Origin of the sequence: Planktotalea sp., from assembly GCF_018607965.1 — a bacterium.
Classification (GTDB): Bacteria; Pseudomonadota; Alphaproteobacteria; order Rhodobacterales; family Rhodobacteraceae; genus Planktotalea.
In genome coordinates this window covers 12,947-32,540 of the sequence record NZ_JABBAM010000035.1, presented here as the reverse complement: position 1 = coordinate 32,540, position 19,594 = coordinate 12,947, and the positions used below count along the sequence as shown (strand labels likewise).

The 19,594-nt window shown below is 52.3% G+C and carries 17 protein-coding genes; 5 read left to right on the top strand and 12 right to left on the bottom strand.

The annotated features are described in order from the left end of the window. From QZ279_RS02605 to cysS, 5 genes are all read right to left on the bottom strand, one after another. Positions 1-501: alpha/beta fold hydrolase (locus QZ279_RS02605; protein WP_293447547.1), on the bottom strand; the 501-nt coding region annotated here is incomplete at its 3' end. A 31-nt stretch (positions 502-532) separates the two neighbouring features. Beyond that, positions 533-739: a helix-turn-helix transcriptional regulator gene (locus QZ279_RS02600; protein ID WP_293447545.1), complete on the bottom strand. Its 207-nt coding sequence runs from the start codon at positions 737-739 to the stop codon at positions 533-535. Positions 740-928: 189 nt separating this feature from the next. After that, positions 929-1,141, bottom strand: a complete 213-nt coding sequence (locus QZ279_RS02595; protein ID WP_293447542.1) for a hypothetical protein — start codon at positions 1,139-1,141, stop codon at positions 929-931. A gap of 65 nt (positions 1,142-1,206) precedes the next feature. Then, on the bottom strand, positions 1,207-2,835 hold the full coding sequence (cimA, locus tag QZ279_RS02590) for a citramalate synthase (protein WP_293447540.1): 1,629 nt from the start codon (positions 2,833-2,835) through the stop codon (positions 1,207-1,209). Beyond that, positions 2,835-4,229: a cysteine--tRNA ligase gene (gene cysS / locus QZ279_RS02585; protein ID WP_293447537.1), complete on the bottom strand. Its 1,395-nt coding sequence runs from the start codon at positions 4,227-4,229 to the stop codon at positions 2,835-2,837. Before cysS ends, cimA begins: the two co-directional genes overlap by 1 nt. Positions 4,230-4,465: 236 nt before the next feature. Here cysS and QZ279_RS02580 point away from each other — a divergent pair, with 236 nt between their 5' ends. The 4 genes from QZ279_RS02580 to typA all read left to right on the top strand — a co-directional run bounded on the left by QZ279_RS02580 (position 4,466) and on the right by typA (position 10,219). Next, on the top strand, positions 4,466-5,641 hold the full coding sequence (locus QZ279_RS02580; protein WP_293447535.1) for an aminotransferase class I/II-fold pyridoxal phosphate-dependent enzyme: 1,176 nt from the start codon (positions 4,466-4,468) through the stop codon (positions 5,639-5,641). A 48-nt stretch (positions 5,642-5,689) separates the two neighbouring features. Next, complete coding sequence (locus tag QZ279_RS02575; protein ID WP_293447532.1) at positions 5,690-6,517, top strand: YgcG family protein; 828 nt, start codon at positions 5,690-5,692, stop codon at positions 6,515-6,517. Positions 6,518-6,733: 216 nt separating this feature from the next. Continuing rightward, the gene (locus tag QZ279_RS02570) at positions 6,734-8,275 is read left to right on the top strand and encodes a trimethylamine methyltransferase family protein (RefSeq protein ID WP_293447530.1); all 1,542 of its coding nucleotides are present in this window, start codon (positions 6,734-6,736) and stop codon (positions 8,273-8,275) included. 123 nt (positions 8,276-8,398) lie between these two features. Next, positions 8,399-10,219 carry a translational GTPase TypA gene (typA, locus tag QZ279_RS02565; RefSeq protein WP_293447527.1) on the top strand — a complete coding sequence of 607 codons (1,821 nt, stop codon included), beginning with the start codon at positions 8,399-8,401 and terminating at the stop codon, positions 10,217-10,219. A gap of 795 nt (positions 10,220-11,014) precedes the next feature. Here typA and QZ279_RS02560 read toward each other — a convergent pair. From QZ279_RS02560 to recA, 3 genes are all read right to left on the bottom strand, one after another. Next, a complete protein-coding gene (locus QZ279_RS02560; RefSeq protein WP_293447525.1) occupies positions 11,015-11,308 on the bottom strand; it encodes a DUF1330 domain-containing protein in 294 nt (97 codons plus the stop codon). Positions 11,309-11,311: 3 nt separating this feature from the next. Further along, positions 11,312-13,972 (bottom strand): alanine--tRNA ligase, encoded by a 2,661-nt coding sequence (alaS, locus tag QZ279_RS02555; protein WP_293447523.1) that lies wholly within the window; start codon positions 13,970-13,972, stop codon positions 11,312-11,314. Between the two features lie 165 nt (positions 13,973-14,137). Then, the gene (recA, locus tag QZ279_RS02550; protein ID WP_293447521.1) at positions 14,138-15,217 is read right to left on the bottom strand and encodes a recombinase RecA; all 1,080 of its coding nucleotides are present in this window, start codon (positions 15,215-15,217) and stop codon (positions 14,138-14,140) included. 176 nt (positions 15,218-15,393) lie between these two features. On the opposite strand from recA, the gene QZ279_RS02545 reads away from it, so the two are divergent. Continuing rightward, on the top strand, positions 15,394-15,996 hold the full coding sequence (locus tag QZ279_RS02545; protein ID WP_293447772.1) for a gamma-glutamyl kinase: 603 nt from the start codon (positions 15,394-15,396) through the stop codon (positions 15,994-15,996). Between the two features lie 12 nt (positions 15,997-16,008). Here QZ279_RS02545 and QZ279_RS02540 read toward each other — a convergent pair whose 3' ends face one another. From QZ279_RS02540 to QZ279_RS02525, 4 genes are all read right to left on the bottom strand, one after another. Further along, entirely contained in the window at positions 16,009-17,484 is a 1,476-nt protein-coding gene (locus tag QZ279_RS02540; protein WP_293447518.1) for an ATP-binding protein, read from the bottom strand. A 102-nt stretch (positions 17,485-17,586) separates the two neighbouring features. Beyond that, complete coding sequence (locus QZ279_RS02535) at positions 17,587-17,790, bottom strand: hypothetical protein (RefSeq protein ID WP_293447515.1); 204 nt, start codon at positions 17,788-17,790, stop codon at positions 17,587-17,589. 6 nt (positions 17,791-17,796) lie between these two features. Further along, entirely contained in the window at positions 17,797-18,138 is a 342-nt protein-coding gene (locus QZ279_RS02530; RefSeq protein WP_293447512.1) for a hypothetical protein, read from the bottom strand. A 256-nt stretch (positions 18,139-18,394) separates the two neighbouring features. Then, positions 18,395-19,591, bottom strand: coding sequence for an RsmB/NOP family class I SAM-dependent RNA methyltransferase (locus tag QZ279_RS02525; RefSeq protein WP_293447509.1), 1,197 nt, complete (start codon positions 19,589-19,591; stop codon positions 18,395-18,397). Between the last annotated feature and the right edge of the window lie 3 nt (positions 19,592-19,594).

The following is a 19,594-nucleotide window of genomic DNA, read 5'->3' as shown; positions in this document are numbered from 1 at the left end:
GTTGTCAATCAGCGCACCGTGTTCGCCTCCAGCAAAGCGCACCACAAGTCCGCCACCAGAGGAATGACCAAGCATCACAACTTGCTGGCCCTGTACGGCCTCTGCTTGGATCAGGTCGGCCAAATCATCCTCCATCTGGTCGATGTAATCCACATCGCCGCGACGCTTTGGCGTAGCACCATGACCGCGCAAATCAACTGCAAGCACATGTGCATCTTGCAATAGGTTTTGCGCCATTGCGTTGTATTGCAAACCGTTCCAGCCAGAGCCGTGGATCAAAATTAGCAAGGGCTTGCTTGCGTCTTGCATTCCATATTTGCGCACTGGCATCGTCCAAACATCACGTGTTTCGATTTGTGCTGGCTCAGGTGCAGTTTGCAAATTACCAGCCAAAGCGGATTCAAAATTCAACGTCTCGCCGGTCTGTATCACGTCCATTTTCTTAGGCCATTGCGATGCAACCAGACCAAAGGGAACCAGCCCGATAATGCATAGGCTCACTGCAATAAAATGTATAAATTTCAAAAACATGCTAATCGTCTTTCACGTAAAATATATCATGCACAGTTAAATTGAGCACCTGTGCGATTTGCATTGAGAGCAGCGTGGACGGGGTGAACACGTGGTTTTCGATCGTGTTGATCGTTTTGCGTGACACGCCGACCGCATCCGCAAGTGAGGCTTGGGTGAACCCCTGCTCTGTGCGCAGGGTTTTGAGGGTGTTGTGTAGCTTTGCCATGCCCTAGCTTCTCAATGTAATGACGCAAAAGGCCAGCATCGGTGCGGCACCTGTGGCAGTACCCATCGAGGCGAATGCAGTGACCGAACAAATCCAACCAAGCGTTAAGAACACTGCAAAGACTGGATAAAGCAGAATTGCAAACCAATAGGCAAACTGCTGAGCGCGGCTCCATTCAATTTGGTAGAATTAATCAAAGGCGGCGTCTGCAGTTCGCCGTCCTGCTGAAATAGCTGACACCCAGATTAATGCCGCCGCCGCAAAACCAGCAATGCCAGGCAACCAAGGCGACATTGGGTTAGGCGTATTCGTTGCAAGAGCCGCAACGCTATAGCTGGCACAGACCAATCCAGCCGCCGCGAAGCCAAAAAACCTAATCTTAGTGAGTGTATCTGTATTCATGTCTTTTGCCCCTCTAAGTAACCTATAGGTGACATGGGTAGGAAAGGTGACATGTAACGTCAAGGTTACTTCGTGAATTTTTCACCGGTATCGCGGATCAGCTTCCATTGGATCGCATCGATCAAAGCTTCAAAACTCGCATCAACAATGTTTGCCGACGCCCCGACCGTGCTCCAACGATTCCCTTTAGAATCAACGCTGTCGATGATCACGCGCGTCACCGCCTCTGTGCCGCTTTGATTGATCCGCACCTTGAAATCCACAAGGCGCATATCGTCGATCATCTCTTGATATTGACCCAAATCCTTGGCGAGCGCTTTGGACAACGCGTTCACAGGACCACGATCTGATCCCGTGTCATCCATAGATTCGCTAACGGACAGCTTCTTTTCGCCGTCGATTTTCACCACAACAACAGCCTCGGACAAAGATACCATCTTGTCGTATTTATTCTTGCGCCGCTCGACCGTGACTTTGTAACGCTTTACTTCAAAGAAGTTTGGCAGTTGGTTCAAAGCGCGCCTCGCGAGCAGCTCGAAACTGGCCTGCGCGGTGTCATAGGAATACCCCAGCGCTTCGCGCTCTTTGATTTCGTCCAACAAATAGCCAAGCGCCGGATCGCCTTTTTCCACGCTCAATCCCGCCTCTGACAAGCGGCGACGCAGATTAGACTGCCCTGCTTGGTTGGACATTGGAATGACGCGTTCGTTGCCGACGATTTCGGGTTCGATGTGTTCGTATGTGCTGGGGTTTTTCAGGATCGCAGAGGCATGCAACCCCGCTTTATGGGCAAAGGCTGAACTGCCGACGAAAGGCGCTTGGCGCAGGGGCACGCGGTTCAAGATATCGTCTAGCTTATGCGACATCTGTTTCAGCGATTTCAGCGCCTCAAGCGTGACGCCTGTTTCGAATTTGCTGGCGTAGGGTTCTTTCAGCAGCAGGATTGGGATCAGCGTGGTCAGGTTGGCATTGCCGCAGCGTTCGCCCAGCCCATTCAGCGTGCCCTGAACTTGGCGCGCGCCCGCGTCGATGGCTGCCAAAGAACAGGCGACCGCGTTAGCCGTGTCGTCATGTGTGTGGATGCCGAGATTTTCGCCCTTTATCCCCGACGCGATGACAGCCTTGGTGATTTCGCTGATCTCAGCAGGCAAAGTCCCGCCGTTGGTGTCACACAAGACAACCCAACGCGCGCCAGCCTCAATGGCGGCGTGCAGGATTTCAAGCGCGTAGTCTGGATCGGCTTTGTACCCGTCAAAGAAGTGTTCTGCATCAAACAGCGCCTCGCGCCCTTCGCCCACAATGTGCGAGAAAGAAGCGGCGATGTTGGCCGTGTTCTCGGCCTTGGTGATGCCAAGCGCATCGGACACGTGAAAGGCGCTGGATTTACCAACAAGGCAGACCGCGCCTGTGCCCGCTTGCATGACTTGGGCCAGCACATCATCGTTTTCAGCCGAACGCCCTGCCCGTTTGGTCATGCCAAATGCGGTCATCATCGCGCGGGTCTTGGGCGCTTCGTCAAAGAACGCGGAATCCGTGGGGTTCGCGCCGGGCCAGCCGCCCTCGATGTAGTCGAGGCCAAGCTGGTCAAGCATTTCAGCGATCTGAATCTTTTCTACAGTGGAAAACTGAACGCCTTGGGTTTGCTGCCCATCGCGCAAAGTCGTGTCGTAGAGATAGAGGCGTTGTTTGGTCATCACGTATCCCCCCGCTTGATATTGTGGAGCCGGTCAGCATCGAAACTTTGTGTGGGCTTCAACTCAACGGTTTCCTTCGTCATGCGCACTTCCAAACCAGCAGATTTTGCGTCACTTTTCAGTCGATCCACTTCGGTGAAATCGCTATTCAACATCGCAGCATTACGCGCCGAGCGCAGCCATCCTTCAACTTGCAGGATCTTCTCGTGATCCAGTCCACCACCCATGCTGGACGCGACCCACTCGCCTAACTCATCCGTCAAAAGCCCTAGCAATTGCGCAGATCGCTTCAGAACTGCGGGATCCCCTTTGCGCGCAATTTCGTGCAACACTTGAATCGCCTTGTGCGTATTCAAATCATCGGCCAACGCCGCAATTACCTCATCAGCGGGAGCATTCGCAATAACGATCCCGTCTGTTTTGGCGTGCCAACCGCGCAAAGTGCGTTCCGCCTCAGCCCGTTTTGTTTCGGTCCAATCCATCGGCTTCCTGTAATGCGTACTCAGCATCACAAACCGGATCACTTCCCCCGCAACCCCTTGATCCAGCAAATCGCGCACAGTGAAGAAGTTGCCAAGCGACTTGGACATCTTTTTGCCCTCGACCTGCAACATCTCGTTGTGCATCCATATGTTTGCAAAATCATGGCCAACGCATTTTGATTGAGCGATCTCATTCTCATGGTGCGGGAACATCAGATCGTTGCCACCGCCGTGAATATCAAAGCTCTCGCCCAGAATTTCACGCGCCATGGCAGAGCATTCAATGTGCCACCCCGGGCGACCTTTGCCCCAAGGGCTGTCCCAGCCGGGAGTGTCTGCATCTGAGGGTTTCCACAGAACAAAATCCATCGGATTACGCTTGTAAGGTGCAACTTCGACGCGTGAACCTGCGATCATATCATCGATGCTGCGACCAGAAAATTTGCCATAGTCCTGATAGCTTTTGACCGAAAACAGTACGTGACCTTCGGCCTCGTAAGCGAACCCCTTTTCGATCAGGTCAGCCGACATATCCACCATTGGCTGAATGTACTCGGTCGCGCGCGGCATGTGGTTGGGGTGCATCGCGCCGACTGCGTCCATATCCGCCAGATAAAGCGCAATCGTGCCATCCGTGATCTCGCGAATAGATTGCCCTGTCTCGGCGGCACGCGCGTTGATCTTGTCGTCCACATCCGTGAAATTGCGCACGTAGGTCACATTGTCGTCGCCGTACACATGGCGCAGCAAACGAAACAGCGTGTCAAAGATAATCACAGGGCGCGCATTGCCCAGATGCGCGCGGGCGTAAACCGTTGGGCCACAGACATACATCGACACTTCGCCAGATTTGATCGGCACCAATTCCTCTTTGGAACGGGTTTTCGTGTTGTGCAGTGTGATCTTTGTCATGTCGGTCGTCCTGAATGCGCGCAAAAGGGGTGCGGCGGACTTAGCAACTCAAACCTGAATAGGAAATGTGAAACCGGCCCGCCAACGTGAAGTTAGCAGGAAATACAGCAAATAAGTGTGATGCTTTGTACGTGGTTCATGGATGTTTGATAGCGACACAATTTCAATCCGTCCAGTGTGTTGACGAATCTGGCGCGTCGCGTCCAAGTGACGGGTGTTGCGCTAAGGAGATAGTTATGCCCGCATTGTCCACGACTTTGACGAATATTACCGGTGGTGGTTCCGACGGTTGGGAGGTCTTCATGCGCGCGCGCCAGATGATTGCGGCAGGTACACCCGTGACCGAATTGACGATTGGCGAGCATGACATTCGCACGGACCCTAGCATTTTGGCGGCCATGGATGCTTCTGCGCGTGGGGGGCATACGGGTTATGCGATGGTTCCGGGAATTGCTGCGCTGCGCCAAGAGGTTGCGGATCGTGTGCAGGCGCGCACGGGCGTTGTGACAGGACCAGAAAACGTGATGATCACACCGGGCGGGCAATCCGCATTGTTCGCCGCGCACTTGGCGGCTTGTCCCAGTGGATCGACCGCACTTTTCATTGATCCCTACTACGCAACATACCCCGGCACTTTGCGCGGGATTGGTGCGGTTGCTGTGCCCGTTCAAGCGCGTGCTGAGGACGGGTTTCAACCCAATGCAGATGATATCAACGCGCTCGCAAGCGGCGCGGCCAGCCTGTTGATCAACTCGCCCAACAATCCGACGGGCGTTGTTTACACGCGCGAAACGCTGGAAGGGATCGCACAGGTTTGCAAACGCCACGACCTTTGGCTGATCTCTGACGAAGTTTACGACACGCAGATTTGGGAGGGCGAACATCTGTCCCCGCGTGCCCTGCCCGACATGGCCGAACGCACGTTGGTGATCGGGTCTATGTCGAAAAGCCATGCGATGACGGGCAGCCGCGTGGGCTGGATCGTTGGCCCCAAAGAGGTGATCGCGCATCTGACAAACTTGGCGACACATACGACCTACGGCGTTGCAGGGTTTGTACAGGACGCGGCCCTGTTCGCACTTCGCGAAGGGCCAGCGTTAGAAGAAAAGATCGCGGCACCGTTTGCGCGCCGTCGCAAGATCACCGTCGATATACTTGGCCAACAAAACCACGTGCGTATGATCCCTGCGGATGGGGCGATGTATGTGATACTAGATATTCGCGACACGGGGCTGAGTGGCGAAGCGTTTGCCAACCGTTTGCTCGATGAGCACCACATCGCAGTGATGCCCGGTGAAAGTTTCGGCCAAGCCGCAGCAGGACATCTGCGCGTTGCCATGACGATTGACGACGATACCTACGGCGCTGCTCTACAGACTTTATGTGCGTTTGCAGCAAAGCTTTGTAAATAGAGGAAACTAAGGTAACCTAGGTCCATTCAAGTTAAGAAAATCCATTTTATGACCCGTTTTTTAGCAATTTTCGCATTTCTTGTGTCCGCAACCAGCGCATTGGCACAATCCTATCCCGACTATAATTCAACCACTGTAAATGACTACGCCGGTCTTTTGGATGATGCCTCAGAGGCGCGTTTGATCACCCAATTGGAAGAGTTGAAAAAAGACACAGGCGTTGAAATGACCGTTCTCACATTGTCGCGCCAAGACATGTTCGCGCCTGATCAAACATTGGAAGCCTTCGCAACAGGTTTGTTCAACGAGTGGGGCATTGGCAATAAGACCAGCAATGATGGCGTGCTTGTCATGGTGCTGCGCACAGATCGCGCGATGCACATTGAATTGGGGGATGGCTTTGGGCGCGATTGGGATCGCACGACGGCCCGCGTGATTGACCGCTCTTTCATGCCTGCATTCAAGGAAGATCGTTATCAAGACGGCATTGAGGCGGGTGTCACCGATACAATTGATACGATCGTGACACCGTTTCTTGCGGGGGAAGATGCACCTACGGGCAGCGGAACAAACAACTGGGTTTGGGCCATTGTGGTTGCCGTTTTTGGCGGGATCGGTGCGCTGGTCTTTAAAGATAAATTCGTGAAAATGAAGAAGTGCCCCGAATGTGGCCAGCGCCATCTGGACCGCACGCGGCACGTGAAAACGAAAGCGACGAAAATGACCGCGGGTGATGGCGATATGATTACCACCTGCTCAAATTGCACATACCGCGATGTTGTCCCCTACACTATTTCAAGGATAAGCACGTCGAAGTCGAGCTCTAGCTTTGGTGGTGGTTCCTCAAGCGGTGGTGGTGCAAGCGGTAAGTGGTAACGCCTGAAAACGACGCCACGTCGCAATTGGCGCAGAATCACGCATAAATCCGTTCTCAACTCAGATATCGTCTGGGAGAACGGGCTTGGCAGACAAGATTTGGAAACTCACGCTGACACGCGTGACGATTGGAGCGCGGCGCGGACGTGCCGCACGGGGGCGTCCCTAAGGACGGTTTTCACCCCCTTCCTTAGCTCCAATCGAAAGCACGCCACAATGAACGATCAAACCCCATCCCGCCGCTCTGGTGGACGCAATGCACGCCGCGAAGCACGTTCCAATAAATTACCCGACCACATGCGCCCTATTCGGGCCGGCATGGAGGGCGGTCAGTACAAACCCCTTAGCGACATGGATGTGGAAAAAATCCATCAAGCTGCATTAACCGCGTTAGAGACAATTGGGCTAGCAGATGCGCCACCCTCCGGCGTTAAAATCCTAACGGGCGCTGGCGCGATCTTGGGCGATGATGGTCGCATCCGTTTCCCGCGCGCCTTAGTTGAGGATGCTTTGGCCAAAGCCAACCGCGATGTGGTTTTGTTCAGTCGTGACGGCAAAAACGACCTCGATCTGTCAGGACAGCGCGTCCACTACGGCACTGCGGGTGCAGCAGTTCATATGGTCGATGTTGAGGGCCATGCCTACCGCGAGTCAACTATCCAAGACTTGCACGATGCCGCGCGTATTTGTGATGTGCTCGACAATATTAACTTTGTGCAGCGCCCCATGGTGGCGCGCGATATTTCCGACAATCTGGAAATGGATTTGAACACGATCTACGCCTGCACCAGCGGGACGAACAAACATATTGGAACGTCCTTTACCGAACCCAGCTTTGTGCCCCACGCGCTTGAAATGCTGCACAAAATTGCAGGTGGTGAAGATAAATGGCGCGAGCGTCCGTTTTTGTCCAATTCCAACTGTTTTGTCGTTCCACCAATGAAATTTGCGACGGAGGCCTGCGAAGTCATGGAGGCCTGCATCAAAGGCGGTATGCCTGTCTTGCTCTTGTCTGCGGGCATGGCGGGCGCGACAGCACCTTCGACAATTGCGGGCGCGATCACCCAAGCGACAGCAGAGTGCCTTGCGGGTCTGGTTTATGTGAACGCAATCGTCCCCGGCCATCCTGCGGTCTTTGGCACATGGCCTTTCGGCCTTGATCTGCGCACGGGCGCAATGTCGGTAGGATCAGGCGAACAGGCGCTACTAAGCGCGGGCTGTGCGCAAATGCATGCGTTTTACGACGTGCCGGGTGGTGCGGCGGGTGGCGCATCAGATTCCAAAATGCCGGACATGCAGGCCGGATGGGAACAGATGTGTTCCAACGTCATGGCAGGTCTGTCTGGTTTAAACATGGTATACGAAGCAGCTGGTATGCATTCGTCGCTCTTGGGCTTTTGCCACGAAAGCCTTATCCTTAGCGATGACCTGATCGGCCAAGCAATGCGCTGTGTGCGCGGGATCGAAGTGAACGACGAAACCCTCGCGCTGGATCAAATTGCAGCCGTGTGCATGGGCGGGCCAAATCACTATTTGGGCACCGATGCAACACTGGGTCGGATGCAAACGGATCACGTGTATCCAACCTTGGGGGATCGGACCTCGCCCAAGGAATGGGTCGAACTCGGCAAGCCAGTTTTGGTTGAAAAAGCCAAGGCGCGCAAACAAGAGATTCTTGCCACGCGTTCAAATGCCAGATTCGATGCAACCTTAGACAGTGCAATACGTGCGCAATTTAACATTTATTTACCTGCGTAATTTGAACCAATCGGCAAGATGAAGCCATCATTAGCGCGGCATTTAAGCATGTCGCGCTATTTTGCTGGCCTTTTAAGGGCGACGCCTATAACGGAGGCCCAACTCAGTTAAAGGCAGTATACAATGGACCTTCGCAATATTGCGATTATCGCACACGTTGACCACGGCAAAACGACGCTTGTGGACGAACTTCTAAAGCAATCCGGCGCGTTCCGTGAAAACCAAGCTGTGGCCGAGCGTGCCATGGACAACAACGACATTGAGCGCGAACGCGGCATTACGATTTTCGCCAAGCCAACGTCTGTTGAGTGGAAAGGCACACGTATCAACATCGTGGACACGCCTGGTCACGCCGATTTTGGCGGCGAAGTTGAGCGTATCCTGTCCATGGTTGACGGTGTTGTTTTGCTGGTCGACGCGGCTGAAGGCCCGATGCCACAAACAAAGTTCGTGACGTCTAAAGCGCTTGCTTTGGGTCTGCGTCCAATCGTTGTGTTGAACAAAGTAGACAAAGGCGATGCCGAGCCTGATCGTGCGTTGGACGAATGTTTCGACCTTTTCGCGTCTTTGGATGCGAATGACGACCAACTCGATTTCCCACACATGTATGCCTCTGGTCGTAACGGTTGGGCCGATAACGAACTCGACGGTCCACGCAAAGATTTGACAGCGATGTTCGATCTCATTGTGAACCACGTTCCGCGCCCGACACAAATTGCGCGCCAAGACGAAGATTTCAGTATGTTGGCGACAACGCTTGGGGCAGACCCTTTTGTTGGTCGTTTGCTAACTGGCCGTGTTGAGAGCGGCAAACTGAAGGTTGGTGCAACCGTTCAGGCGCTTAGCCGTATTGGTCAAAAGATCGAGCAGTTCCGCGTGACACGTATCCAAGCGTTCCGTGGCCTTGCACAGCAAGATGTTGAAGAAGCTATTTCCGGTGATATTGTTTCCATCGCAGGCATGTCCAAAGCGACTGTTGCGGACACGATCTGTGCTTTGGCTGTTGACACGGCCCTGCCCGCACAACCGATCGATCCGCCCACCATTACAGTGACCTTTGGCATCAACGACAGCCCGCTGGCTGGCCGCGATGGTAAAAAAGTTCAGTCGCGCGTTATTCGTGACCGTCTGCACAAAGAAGCCGAATCCAACGTTGCGATTAAGATCGCTGACACCCCCGGTGGTGACGCGTTTGAGGTTTCTGGCCGCGGCGAACTCCAGATGGGTGTTTTGATTGAAAACATGCGTCGTGAGGGTTTCGAACTATCAATCTCGCGTCCACAGGTAATCATGAAAGAAGGCCCCAACGGCGAACGTATGGAGCCTGTCGAAGAAGCGACAATCGACGTTGATGACGAATATTCAGGCGTTGTAATCGAAAAGCTGACAGGCGCACGTAAAGGCGATCTGGTCGAAATGCGCCCTGCTGGCGCTGGCAAGACCCGTATCATCCTGAACGTGCCCTCACGTGGCCTTATCGGTTATCACGGTGAATTCCTGACAGACACACGCGGTACTGGCGTTCTGAACCGTGTTTTCCACGGTTGGGCCGAGCACAAAGGCCCAATCCCTGGTCGTCGTGCTGGCGTTTTGTTGTCGATGGAAAGCGGTCAATCCGTTTCTTACGCGCTTTGGAACTTGGAAAGCCGTGGCAAGATGTTCATCGGCCCACAGGTTGATCTGTACACTGGTATGATCATTGGTGAGCACAGCCGCGAGAACGATCTTGAGGTGAACCCGTTGAAGGGTAAGAAACTAACCAACGTTCGTGCCTCTGGCACAGACGAAGCTGTTCGTTTGACAACGCCTGTGACGCTGAGCCTTGAAGAAGCGATTGCGTATATCAACGACGACGAATTGGTGGAAGTCACACCAAATGCGATCCGCCTGCGTAAGCGCTACTTGGACCCACATGAGCGCAAGCGTCATTCGCGCAGCTCATAAGCGTTAAAGTTTACATTCAGAAATCAGAAAAGCGCGGTAGGATAAGTCCCACCGCGCTTTTTATTTTGGGGTAAACGCGCGGCGTAAATGACGCCAGCGCATTCAATTAAGGCCGCTTAGTGATGGCACTTAACCTGCTTCATAACATAGTGGGAACCTGTCTTAAGTGTCGCGACTTGACGGTATACAGGTGGGTAAGAAACCAGCTCGATGCGACCATTGCGGTGCTCATACTGCTTCTTGCCAGCTTTAACGAGAACCTTAGCTACTCAGTACTTAGCAGAAACCAGGTGCTTGTCGTAGCAAGCTACTGTTTTGCCTTCCCAAGCCATTGCTGGTGCTGCAAATGCTACAGCTGCGACTACTGCGGAAATAAGTGTCTTCTTCATGAAATATCCTCCAGGTTAACCTTCACGTGTTAAAAATCTAACGCATCGGCATCCTTAGCAGCCATAGGTAATTCCGCCTTCTTCTGAACGTGATTAACCAAAACCCCTTATTTTACTTGTTTTCCCTCGTTTTTGTATTTTTGAACACCAGTTTTATTCACAGGGGATATCCCAAAACAATGCACACTAATTCCCTTGAGGAAACAATCGGGTTACCTACTTGGGATTGTTTACTTTTTTCAGGGGAACTGAGGAATCACCAAGCCGAATCGACGTTCTTTTTGCAAGGTTATACACAACACGACCCTTTCACATTCAGGTGCACACAGGCGAGTGATCAGTGTTGGAAACAAAAACACCGGCAGAGATCTGCCAGTGTGCGTCATTTTCACAAGCGGATTGCAGCCTAGACGTCAGCTTCTTCCACGATCACTAAATCACGCTCTGAGGCGTTACGCGCAAAATCAAGTGCGGCTTGATAAGCATCCGAATGATAGCAATCATGTGCTGCCTGTAGCGATGGAAAGCGCGCCACGACGTTGCGTTTGCGGTCTCGCCCCTCAAGTTGCTCATGTTTGCCAGCACGCGCTAGAAACACGCCACCATGATCCGCAATCGCACCCGTCGCGCGCGAGGCGTACTCACTGTAGGACGTCTCATCTGTCACATGAACGTTAGCAATCCAAAGTGCTGTTGGCATTGTCTATCCCTCCAATATCTTTTTCGCGGCCGCAATCGCGCCGTCCGCATTGCTAGCGTCCTTGCCGCCGCCTTGCGCCATGTCTTCACGTCCACCGCCGCCTTTACCGCCAAGCTCAACAACGGCTGCTTTCACGATATCTTTCGCAGAAATGGTCCCCGTTAAATCAGACGTCACGCCTGCCGCGACCGCTGCTTTGCCGTCGGCATCTGAAATCAGCAAGATCGCACCCGACCCGATACGTGTTTTATGTTCGTCCATCAGCGCGGGCAAATCCTTGCCCGACACACCCGTCAGAACTTGCGCGACGAACTTGATCCCATTCACGACTTCAGGCTCAGCGCCACCTTGCCCTGCCCCACCAGACATCGCCAATTCACGACGCAATTGCGCAACTTCATTGCTCAGCGCTTTACGTTCATCCAGCAGCGCTTTCACACGTGCAGGCACATCTGCAGCTTGGGCCTTAAGGTCTGCAGCCACTTGGCCAAGGCGATGATCCTGCTCACGCAAATGATCCAGGGCCGCCTGACCCGTCAGCGCCTCAATACGGCGCACGCCAGAACTGGACGCGCTATCACCAAGGATCACGAACGCACCGATGTCACCCGTCTGGCGCACATGCGTGCCGCCACACAGCTCTAGCGAATAGGTTTCACCATTGCTGCCTTTGCCAGAGCCCGCTTGCGTGCCCATGGACACAACGCGGACCTCGTCGCCATACTTTTCACTGAACAGGGCCTGCGCCCCAATTGCGCGCGCATCGTCTGGTGTCATAATACGTGTCTCAACGGTGGCATTCTGACGAATATAGCCGTTCACTTCTTTTTCGACCGTGCTCAGCTCATCCGCACTGAGCGCTTTGCTGTGCGAGAAATCAAAGCGCATGCGGTCTTCGCCGTTAAGCGACCCACCTTGCGAAACGCGGTCCCCAAGGGTCGTGCGCAAGGCTTCGTGCAGCAAGTGCGTCGCGGAGTGGTTCGCACGGATCGCGGTGCGACGCGCAGGGTCCACATCCAGAACCGCTGCACTGCCACTATTGATTTCGCCCGTTTGCACTATCGCAATATGAATAAAGACGCCTTGGCTTTTCTTCGTGTCGGTTACATGCGCCACACCAGTGTCGGTTGTGATGATACCTTTGTCGCCAACCTGACCGCCGCTTTCCGCATAGAATGGCGTTTGGTTCAGAACGATCTGGACCTCTTGACCAGCCTTCGCACTTTTCGATTCTGCACCGTCAATGACAAGCGTTGCAATCTGACCTTCGGCTTTCTCTGTGTCATAGCCCAAGAAGTCAGTCGCACCATGCGCGTCCGCAATATCGAACCAAATCGCGCTTTCCGCAGAGGCACCGGTGCCGGACCAAGCCGCGCGCGCCTTCGCCTTTTGGGCATCCATCGCAGCTTTGAAACCATCAAGGTCAACTTCACGACCCTTTTCGCGCAGCGCGTCTTGGGTCAAATCGACTGGGAAGCCAAACGTGTCATACAGCTTGAACGCGGATGCACCCGAGAGCACATCACCCTCTGGCATGCCCGCAACTTCGTCGTCCAGCAGTTTCAAGCCTCGCTCTAGTGTCTGGCGGAAACGCTTTTCCTCAAGGTGGAGCGTCTCTTCAATCAGTGATTGAGCTTGGCCCAGTTCTGGGAACGCGCCGCCCATCTGACGCACAAGCGCCGGTACAAGACGATGCATTAACGGATCGCTCGCCCCCAAAAGATGCGCGTGACGCATCGCACGGCGCATAATGCGGCGCAACACATAGCCGCGACCGTCATTAGAGGGCATCACGCCATCGGCAATCAAAAAAGACGTGGACCGCAAGTGATCCGCGATCACACGGTGATGGGTTTTGCCGTCCCCGTCTGGATCAACGCTGGTCGCATCGGCACTGGCCTCGATCAAGGAGCGCATCAAATCCGTGTCATAATTGTCATGCTTGCCTTGCAACAACGCACCCACCCGCTCAAGCCCCATGCCCGTATCAATGCTTTGCATTGCGAGCGGCTTCATCGTGCCATCTTCGAACTGTTCGTTCTGCATGAAAACGATGTTCCAGATCTCGATAAAGCGATCACCGTCTTCTTCAGGCGTCCCGGGCATACCGCCCCAGATGTGTTCGCCGTGATCATAGAAAATCTCGGTACACGGTCCACAAGGTCCTGTTGGCCCCATACGCCAGAAATTGTCGTCCGTTGCGATACGAATGATGCGATCATCGCTTAGGCCCGCAACTTTCTTCCAAATATCAGCGGCTTCTTCGTCTGTATGATAGACTGTAACCAGCAGTTTTTCTTTTGGAATGCCGAATTCTTTGGTCAGTAATTCCCAAGCGAATGCGATCGCATCGGCCTTAAAATAGTCACCAAAGCTGAAGTTCCCAAGCATTTCGAAAAACGTGTGGTGGCGCGCCGTGTAGCCCACGTTGTCGAGGTCATTATGTTTGCCACCCGCACGCACACATTTTTGCGATGTTGTTGCGCGGGCATAGTCGCGCGTTTCAAGACCCGTAAACAGGTTCTTAAATTGAACCATACCAGAGTTGGCAAAAAGCAAGGTTGGATCATTACGTGGCACCAGCGGCCCCGATGGCACGATCGCATGACCCTGCTTTTCGTAATAGTTTAGAAAGGTAGAGCGGATATCGTTGAGACTTGCCATGATACATATGCCTTTAAGGGCTGAATTTGCGTTATAGGTGAAATACCTCCCCGCACCCTGAGTGTCTACAGGCCGTTCAGGTCTTGGCGTCAATCCGTCTTAAAACACAAAAGAGCGCCACCATTCGGCAGCGCTCTCTATAACTCAATTAGATGGGTAGAAGACTTACGCTTCTAGGATGTCATCATCTGGTTTCTTCCCACCTTCGGGGATTTCGAAATCAAGTCCATGTGCAGCGCGAATTTTATCTTCGATATCAAGCGAGATATGCGTATTCTCTTTCAAAAAGATTTTTGCATTCTCACGGCCCTGACCAATCCGTTCGTCACCGTAACTGAACCAAGACCCCGCTTTGTCGACAACGCCCGCTTTGACGCCCAGATCCAACAATTCGCCCATTTTGGAAATGCCTTCGCCATACATGATGTCGAATTCAACCTGCTTGAACGGCGGAGCGACTTTGTTCTTAACCACTTTCACGCGGGTCGCGTTGCCAACAATTTCGTCGCGATCTTTGACGGCACCAATGCGGCGAATGTCGAGGCGGACAGATGAATAGAATTTCAGCGCGTTGCCACCCGTCGTTGTTTCGGGCGAACCAAACATGACGCCAATCTTCATTCTGATTTGGTTAATAAAGACGACCATACAGTTGGTGCGACTAATAGAGCCCGTTAATTTACGCATGGCTTGGCTCATCAAACGGGCGTGAACGCCGACGCTATAATCGCCCATGTCGCCTTCAAGTTCTGATTTTGGCGTCAAGGCCGCAACCGAATCGACCACGACCATGCTGACCGCACCGGAGCGCACCAGCGTATCGACGATTTCCAAAGCTTGCTCACCCGTGTCGGGCTGCGAAATCAAAAGTTCGTCGATATCTACGCCAAGCTTTTTGGCGTATTGTGGATCAAGCGCGTGCTCGGCATCAACAAAGGCACATACGCCGCCCTTTTTCTGCTCTTCTGCAATCGTGTGAAGCGTCAGCGTGGTCTTACCAGAGCTTTCAGGACCATAAATCTCGATAATCCGCCCTTTTGGCAGACCTCCGATGCCCAATGCGATATCCAAACCAAGGGATCCCGTGGACGTCGCTTCAATCTTTTGAACGGCACTTTCGTCGCCCAACTTCATGATCGACCCTTTACCGAACTGACGTTCGATTTGCGCCAGCGCGCTGTCGAGCGCCTTTTGCTTATCTGCGTTTGCTTTGCTGCTCATGTTCAATAAATCTGCCGTTGCCATTGTTTCTGCTTCCTTATTTCATATGCCGCGTCGCGCAGCAATCGGTTCGCATGTTCCAATTATGTTCTAATTGGGGTTAAAACAGGAACAAATCAAGTTAAATCTTCGCTATGGCAGATTGGGCTGGATCAGTTAAGAATAGATGTAGAATGAAATTTTGAGGTGAAGTTTTCTCTATACTTTTGTTTTGGAAAGAAAAATTGGTTCTGTTGTCTGTTCCCAAGACAGGGACGACAGCCATCGAATCCGCTCTGTCGGACAAAGCATCCATGATAATTTCCGATCCACCTGAACTAAAGCACGCCCCTGTGTACCGTTACAATCGCTTCTTCCGGCCAATGTTTGAGAAAGCTTGCAAGGCTGAAATGGAAACCTTTGCAATGATGCGCGAACCCATTAGCTGGCTTGGAAGTTGGTATAAGTATCTACAGCGGCCATTTCTGAACGGAAACCCTAAATCTACTGCAGAAATCAGTTTCGATGATTTCATTCTGGCCTACATGAAAGGCGACAAGCCGCCTGTTGCCAACGTGGGCTCACAGGTCAAATTTTTGGAACCCCGACCAAACAGGACAAAGGTCGACCATCTCTTCAGATACGAAGATCAGGCTGGTTGGACCGCATTCCTAGAGGATCGTTTCAAGCGACCTCTGAACTTGGAGCGCCTGAATGTTTCTGCGGGCTCCAAACCGATCCTATCTGCGGACGTTGAAATGCGTTTCAAACGTAAAATGGCAGACGAATTTGATCTATGGAATAGCATTCAAACGCAGTCCTAATGAAAATACGCTTTAGGATGTAAGTTGGCTTTGAACTGTCGATGTAAGCTCAGCCAAGGAAAATGGTTTGGGCAAAAAGACCGATTCCGGAAGCTGTTTGTTTTCACCTTGGAAAGCACCTTCAGCGTAGCCGGATACAAAGATTACTTTGACGTCGGGCCTATCAACCATTGCTTTGCGCACCCACGTTGGGCCGCCCATACTTGGCATGATGACATCCGTTACAAACACATCGACCCTCAGGGTTTTGTCTTGAAACATATCCAATGCCATTTCTGCACACTCTGCTTCAATCACTTCAAATCCACACATTCCCAAAGCCCGAGATGCAAATGCACGGACGGGTGCTTCGTCTTCCACCAAAAGGACGACGCCGCTGCACATCGTTTTTGATTGTCTCGGCAAAGTCTCTGTTTTTGACACAATTTTTGTGGCTTGATCATTGCTTGCAGGGAACAACAAAGAAAAACACGTTCCTTGCCCCAGTTCACTATCTGCAAAAATGAAACCACCCGTCTGTTTTACGATTCCATACGCAGTTGATAGCCCCAAACCTGTGCCTTCCCCCATGTGTTTGGTCGTATAGAAGGGTTCAAATATTTTTTCCAAAGCATCTGCATCAATAACAGTACCGACATCGCGTACGCGCGCAACAATATAGTCTCCCGTTGGCACGGTCACACGATCACGGCGCAAGGGAACGCTAAGTGTTGTGTTTTCCGTTTGAATTGTAATTTCTCCACCACTCGGCATTGCATCTCTGGCGTTCACCACGAGGTTCATGATCACTTGCTCAAGCTGGCGCTTATCTGCACGAACGGGCTTTAATACGGGATCATGCGTCAGCGTCAGAGTGACGGTTTCGCCAACAAGCCGATTTAACAAGTGAGTAAGATCTGACAGCGTGTCGCGCAAATCCAAATGTTCAAGCTGCATTGTTTGCTTGCGCGAAAACGCGAGCAGTTGGCTAACGAGTCCTGCAGCTCGGTTAGAGTTTTGATGGATTTGCATCAAATCAGCGTAGTCTTGATCGCCAGGATCATGGTGCAGCAACATAAGATCACAATGACCTGAAATCGCAGTCAAAAGGTTGTTAAAATCATGTGCAACACCACCAGCCAATTGACCAATCGCTTGCATTTTTTGGCTTTGCACGAACTGCGCTTCGAGGGATTTCAATTTTGTGGCATCCGTCAAAATCGCAACAAGCCGTGAATCGGCGTCATTGCCAATCCGCTTCAGCGCAACTTGTACGACAGTTTCTTTCTTTGCCCGGCGCACACGCAAAAACTCTGCATCAATGATAGAGTTTGCAGAGGTTGCTTTATCGATCCAATCGTCGATCAATAACCCATGGCTATCAAATATGTCCGTCAAGCAGGATCCGATTAAGTCTGAATATCCCAGAAGCGTTAACGCTTCGGTATTTGCCTGTTCAATTTCACCATTTGGCCTCAAGTGAAGGATTGGAATTGGCAGATCTTTCAACACGTAGTCCCTCCGTCAGCGCCCACTTTCACCGGAGAGAGGAACATGTGAGAGCGATCAGCTTGCAACTGCTGTGTTTTCACATGGACTTTTATCGTTCCATTAGAAGTGCTTAGGGATTGCACCTGTCCAGACAGGGGGCATTCCATTGAAGAACAATCGATTCAAACCCTTGACGCGTTCACCAATCAAATCCTTTGCAGCACCATTCATATAAAGAATAGTGCCCTTTCGACCAATCGTGAGCATTGCCGTTTCATTCTGCTCATCCGATTTGGACGGCAGTTTCAAATCAATGCGCCACAACTGGTGCTAACCGACACGCTGCACATGAATATCAACGCGGCCAGATTGCCCAACCAAACGTTCTTTACACGCCCCTTCAAGGTCAACTTGTTTGGACATCCGTCGAACGATACCAGCGACATTAGGGAGGTGTGGTTCTAAAAATCCTTTGATTGAAATGGTTTGCAGATTGCTTTGGGTCATCAAATTGCTTGAGGCAGAATTAAACCAAATCACCTCGCCTGCGTCGTTAGAAATAAGCGTCGCTAAAAGATCGTTTTCACAGAATGCTTTAGCGGACTTCAATGGATCTATCTGTCCGGAAACGCTATTGGAGAACACCGCAAGCCGGCTTGCCCAACCAAACAAAAGAACGCAGGCGATTGCGATCAAAATGAGGGTGGAAATGCGATCTGGCGAGATCGATGCAGCGTAAAAAACGCCTGCCGCGAGCAAGGGCAAGACAACACGAGATGCTGAAGACGCGCGTGCAGACCAAATTGATTGACTGCTGGGTAGGATGGCTTCTGACACGTAGCGCTCCCGAAATAGCTCCATTCGCAACTAAGGCGAATTGATTAACACTATCTTAAGATGCACCTAAAATCTACCTTAGGTTGCCAATCTAGTCCTTAAGCTGCAAAATGGCCGCGAAAAATCCGTCACATCCATCAAGCGGTGTCCAACTTTTCTGATGGATGCAAGTGAAGCTCGGAATTTCTTTTAGAAAACTCTTCACCTGATCTTCATTTTCTTCGTGGAACAATGAACAGGTTGCAAACACGAAATACCCGCCAGGCGCTACAAGCAAATGCGCCTTGCGCAAAATGTCACTTTGGATTTCAAGGAGCTCACCAAACCGATCTTGTGTAAAGCGCCACTTGGCATCCGGACTGCGACGCCATGCGCCTGATCCTGAACACGGCGCATCACATAGAACCAGATCAAACGGGCCTTGGTCCGCCAACTCGCTGGTTTCCAAGCACCTGATGTGGGTTTCTGCGCGCTCTGCACGCACGGGGATGTCTTTCATGCGCGCGGCATCAATATCGTGGGCGTAGATTTTTGCATCACATATCGCGCTCATCGCCAGCGCTTTTCCGCCCCCACCCGCGCAGTAATCAAGAATTATGTGCGCATCAGTCAGGGGAAGCGCTTCGATCAATGCTTGGCTGCCCGCATCCTGTAATTCGACTTTTCCACTCAAGTAAGCGTCAGATAATTTAATTTTTCTTGGATTTTGCGTGACCCTCAGGGCTGATTTAGCAATATCACACGGCTCGACCTCAATGCCATCGACCGCCAAGTCGCGAATAGCCTCGTCCATCGTGCTTAACTTTGAATTCAGCCGAATATCCACAGGTGCACGGCTTTTGAGAGCATCTGCAATCTGTTTAGCTTGATTGGGATGCGAACGTTCCAGCGCCTGCACACACCAATCAGGCATGTCCCAGAACCACTCTGACGGGAGTGTGGCAACGGTATCCGAGGAACACATCACGCCAGCGAGCGCTTGACGTTCAGCGTCTGTCAACGGCGCAGGTGCATAGCCTTGCCCGTCAAACAAATGATCCATCGTCAGGCCCTGCGCTATTACAAGGCCGATCATTACACTACGGCCCGCAAGTGCGCCGCCCAAACCCGCGTATGTGTCGCGCTGTCTAAGTGCGTCAAACACATGATCACGCACGGCTGCACGATCCTTAGATCCCGCAAAACGTGACCGGCGCGCCCAACCCGTGAGGGCCTTTTCTGCGGGCGCACCTTCGAAAATTGCATCGAGACATTCAATTGCAGCTGATACGCGCGCGCCTGGGGTCATGCT

Excerpts from the sequence above, each read along its gene's own strand:
- typA (WP_293447527.1), top strand. The coding sequence starts at position 8,399 with ATGGACCTTCGCAATATTGCGATTATCGCACACGTTGACCACGGCAAA.
- QZ279_RS02575 (WP_293447532.1), top strand. The coding sequence starts at position 5,690 with ATGACCCGTTTTTTAGCAATTTTCGCATTTCTTGTGTCCGCAACCAGC.
- cysS (WP_293447537.1), bottom strand. The coding sequence starts at position 4,229 with ATGACAAAGATCACACTGCACAACACGAAAACCCGTTCCAAAGAGGAA.
- cimA (WP_293447540.1), bottom strand. The coding sequence starts at position 2,835 with ATGACCAAACAACGCCTCTATCTCTACGACACGACTTTGCGCGATGGG.
- QZ279_RS02600 (WP_293447545.1), bottom strand. The coding sequence starts at position 739 with ATGGCAAAGCTACACAACACCCTCAAAACCCTGCGCACAGAGCAGGGG.
- QZ279_RS02580 (WP_293447535.1), top strand. The coding sequence starts at position 4,466 with ATGCCCGCATTGTCCACGACTTTGACGAATATTACCGGTGGTGGTTCC.
- alaS (WP_293447523.1), bottom strand. The coding sequence starts at position 13,972 with ATGGCAAGTCTCAACGATATCCGCTCTACCTTTCTAAACTATTACGAA.
- QZ279_RS02570 (WP_293447530.1), top strand. The coding sequence starts at position 6,734 with ATGAACGATCAAACCCCATCCCGCCGCTCTGGTGGACGCAATGCACGC.
- QZ279_RS02560 (WP_293447525.1), bottom strand. The coding sequence starts at position 11,308 with ATGCCAACAGCACTTTGGATTGCTAACGTTCATGTGACAGATGAGACG.
- QZ279_RS02525 (WP_293447509.1), bottom strand. The coding sequence starts at position 19,591 with ATGACCCCAGGCGCGCGCGTATCAGCTGCAATTGAATGTCTCGATGCA.
- recA (WP_293447521.1), bottom strand. The coding sequence starts at position 15,217 with ATGGCAACGGCAGATTTATTGAACATGAGCAGCAAAGCAAACGCAGAT.
- QZ279_RS02595 (WP_293447542.1), bottom strand. The coding sequence starts at position 1,141 with ATGAATACAGATACACTCACTAAGATTAGGTTTTTTGGCTTCGCGGCG.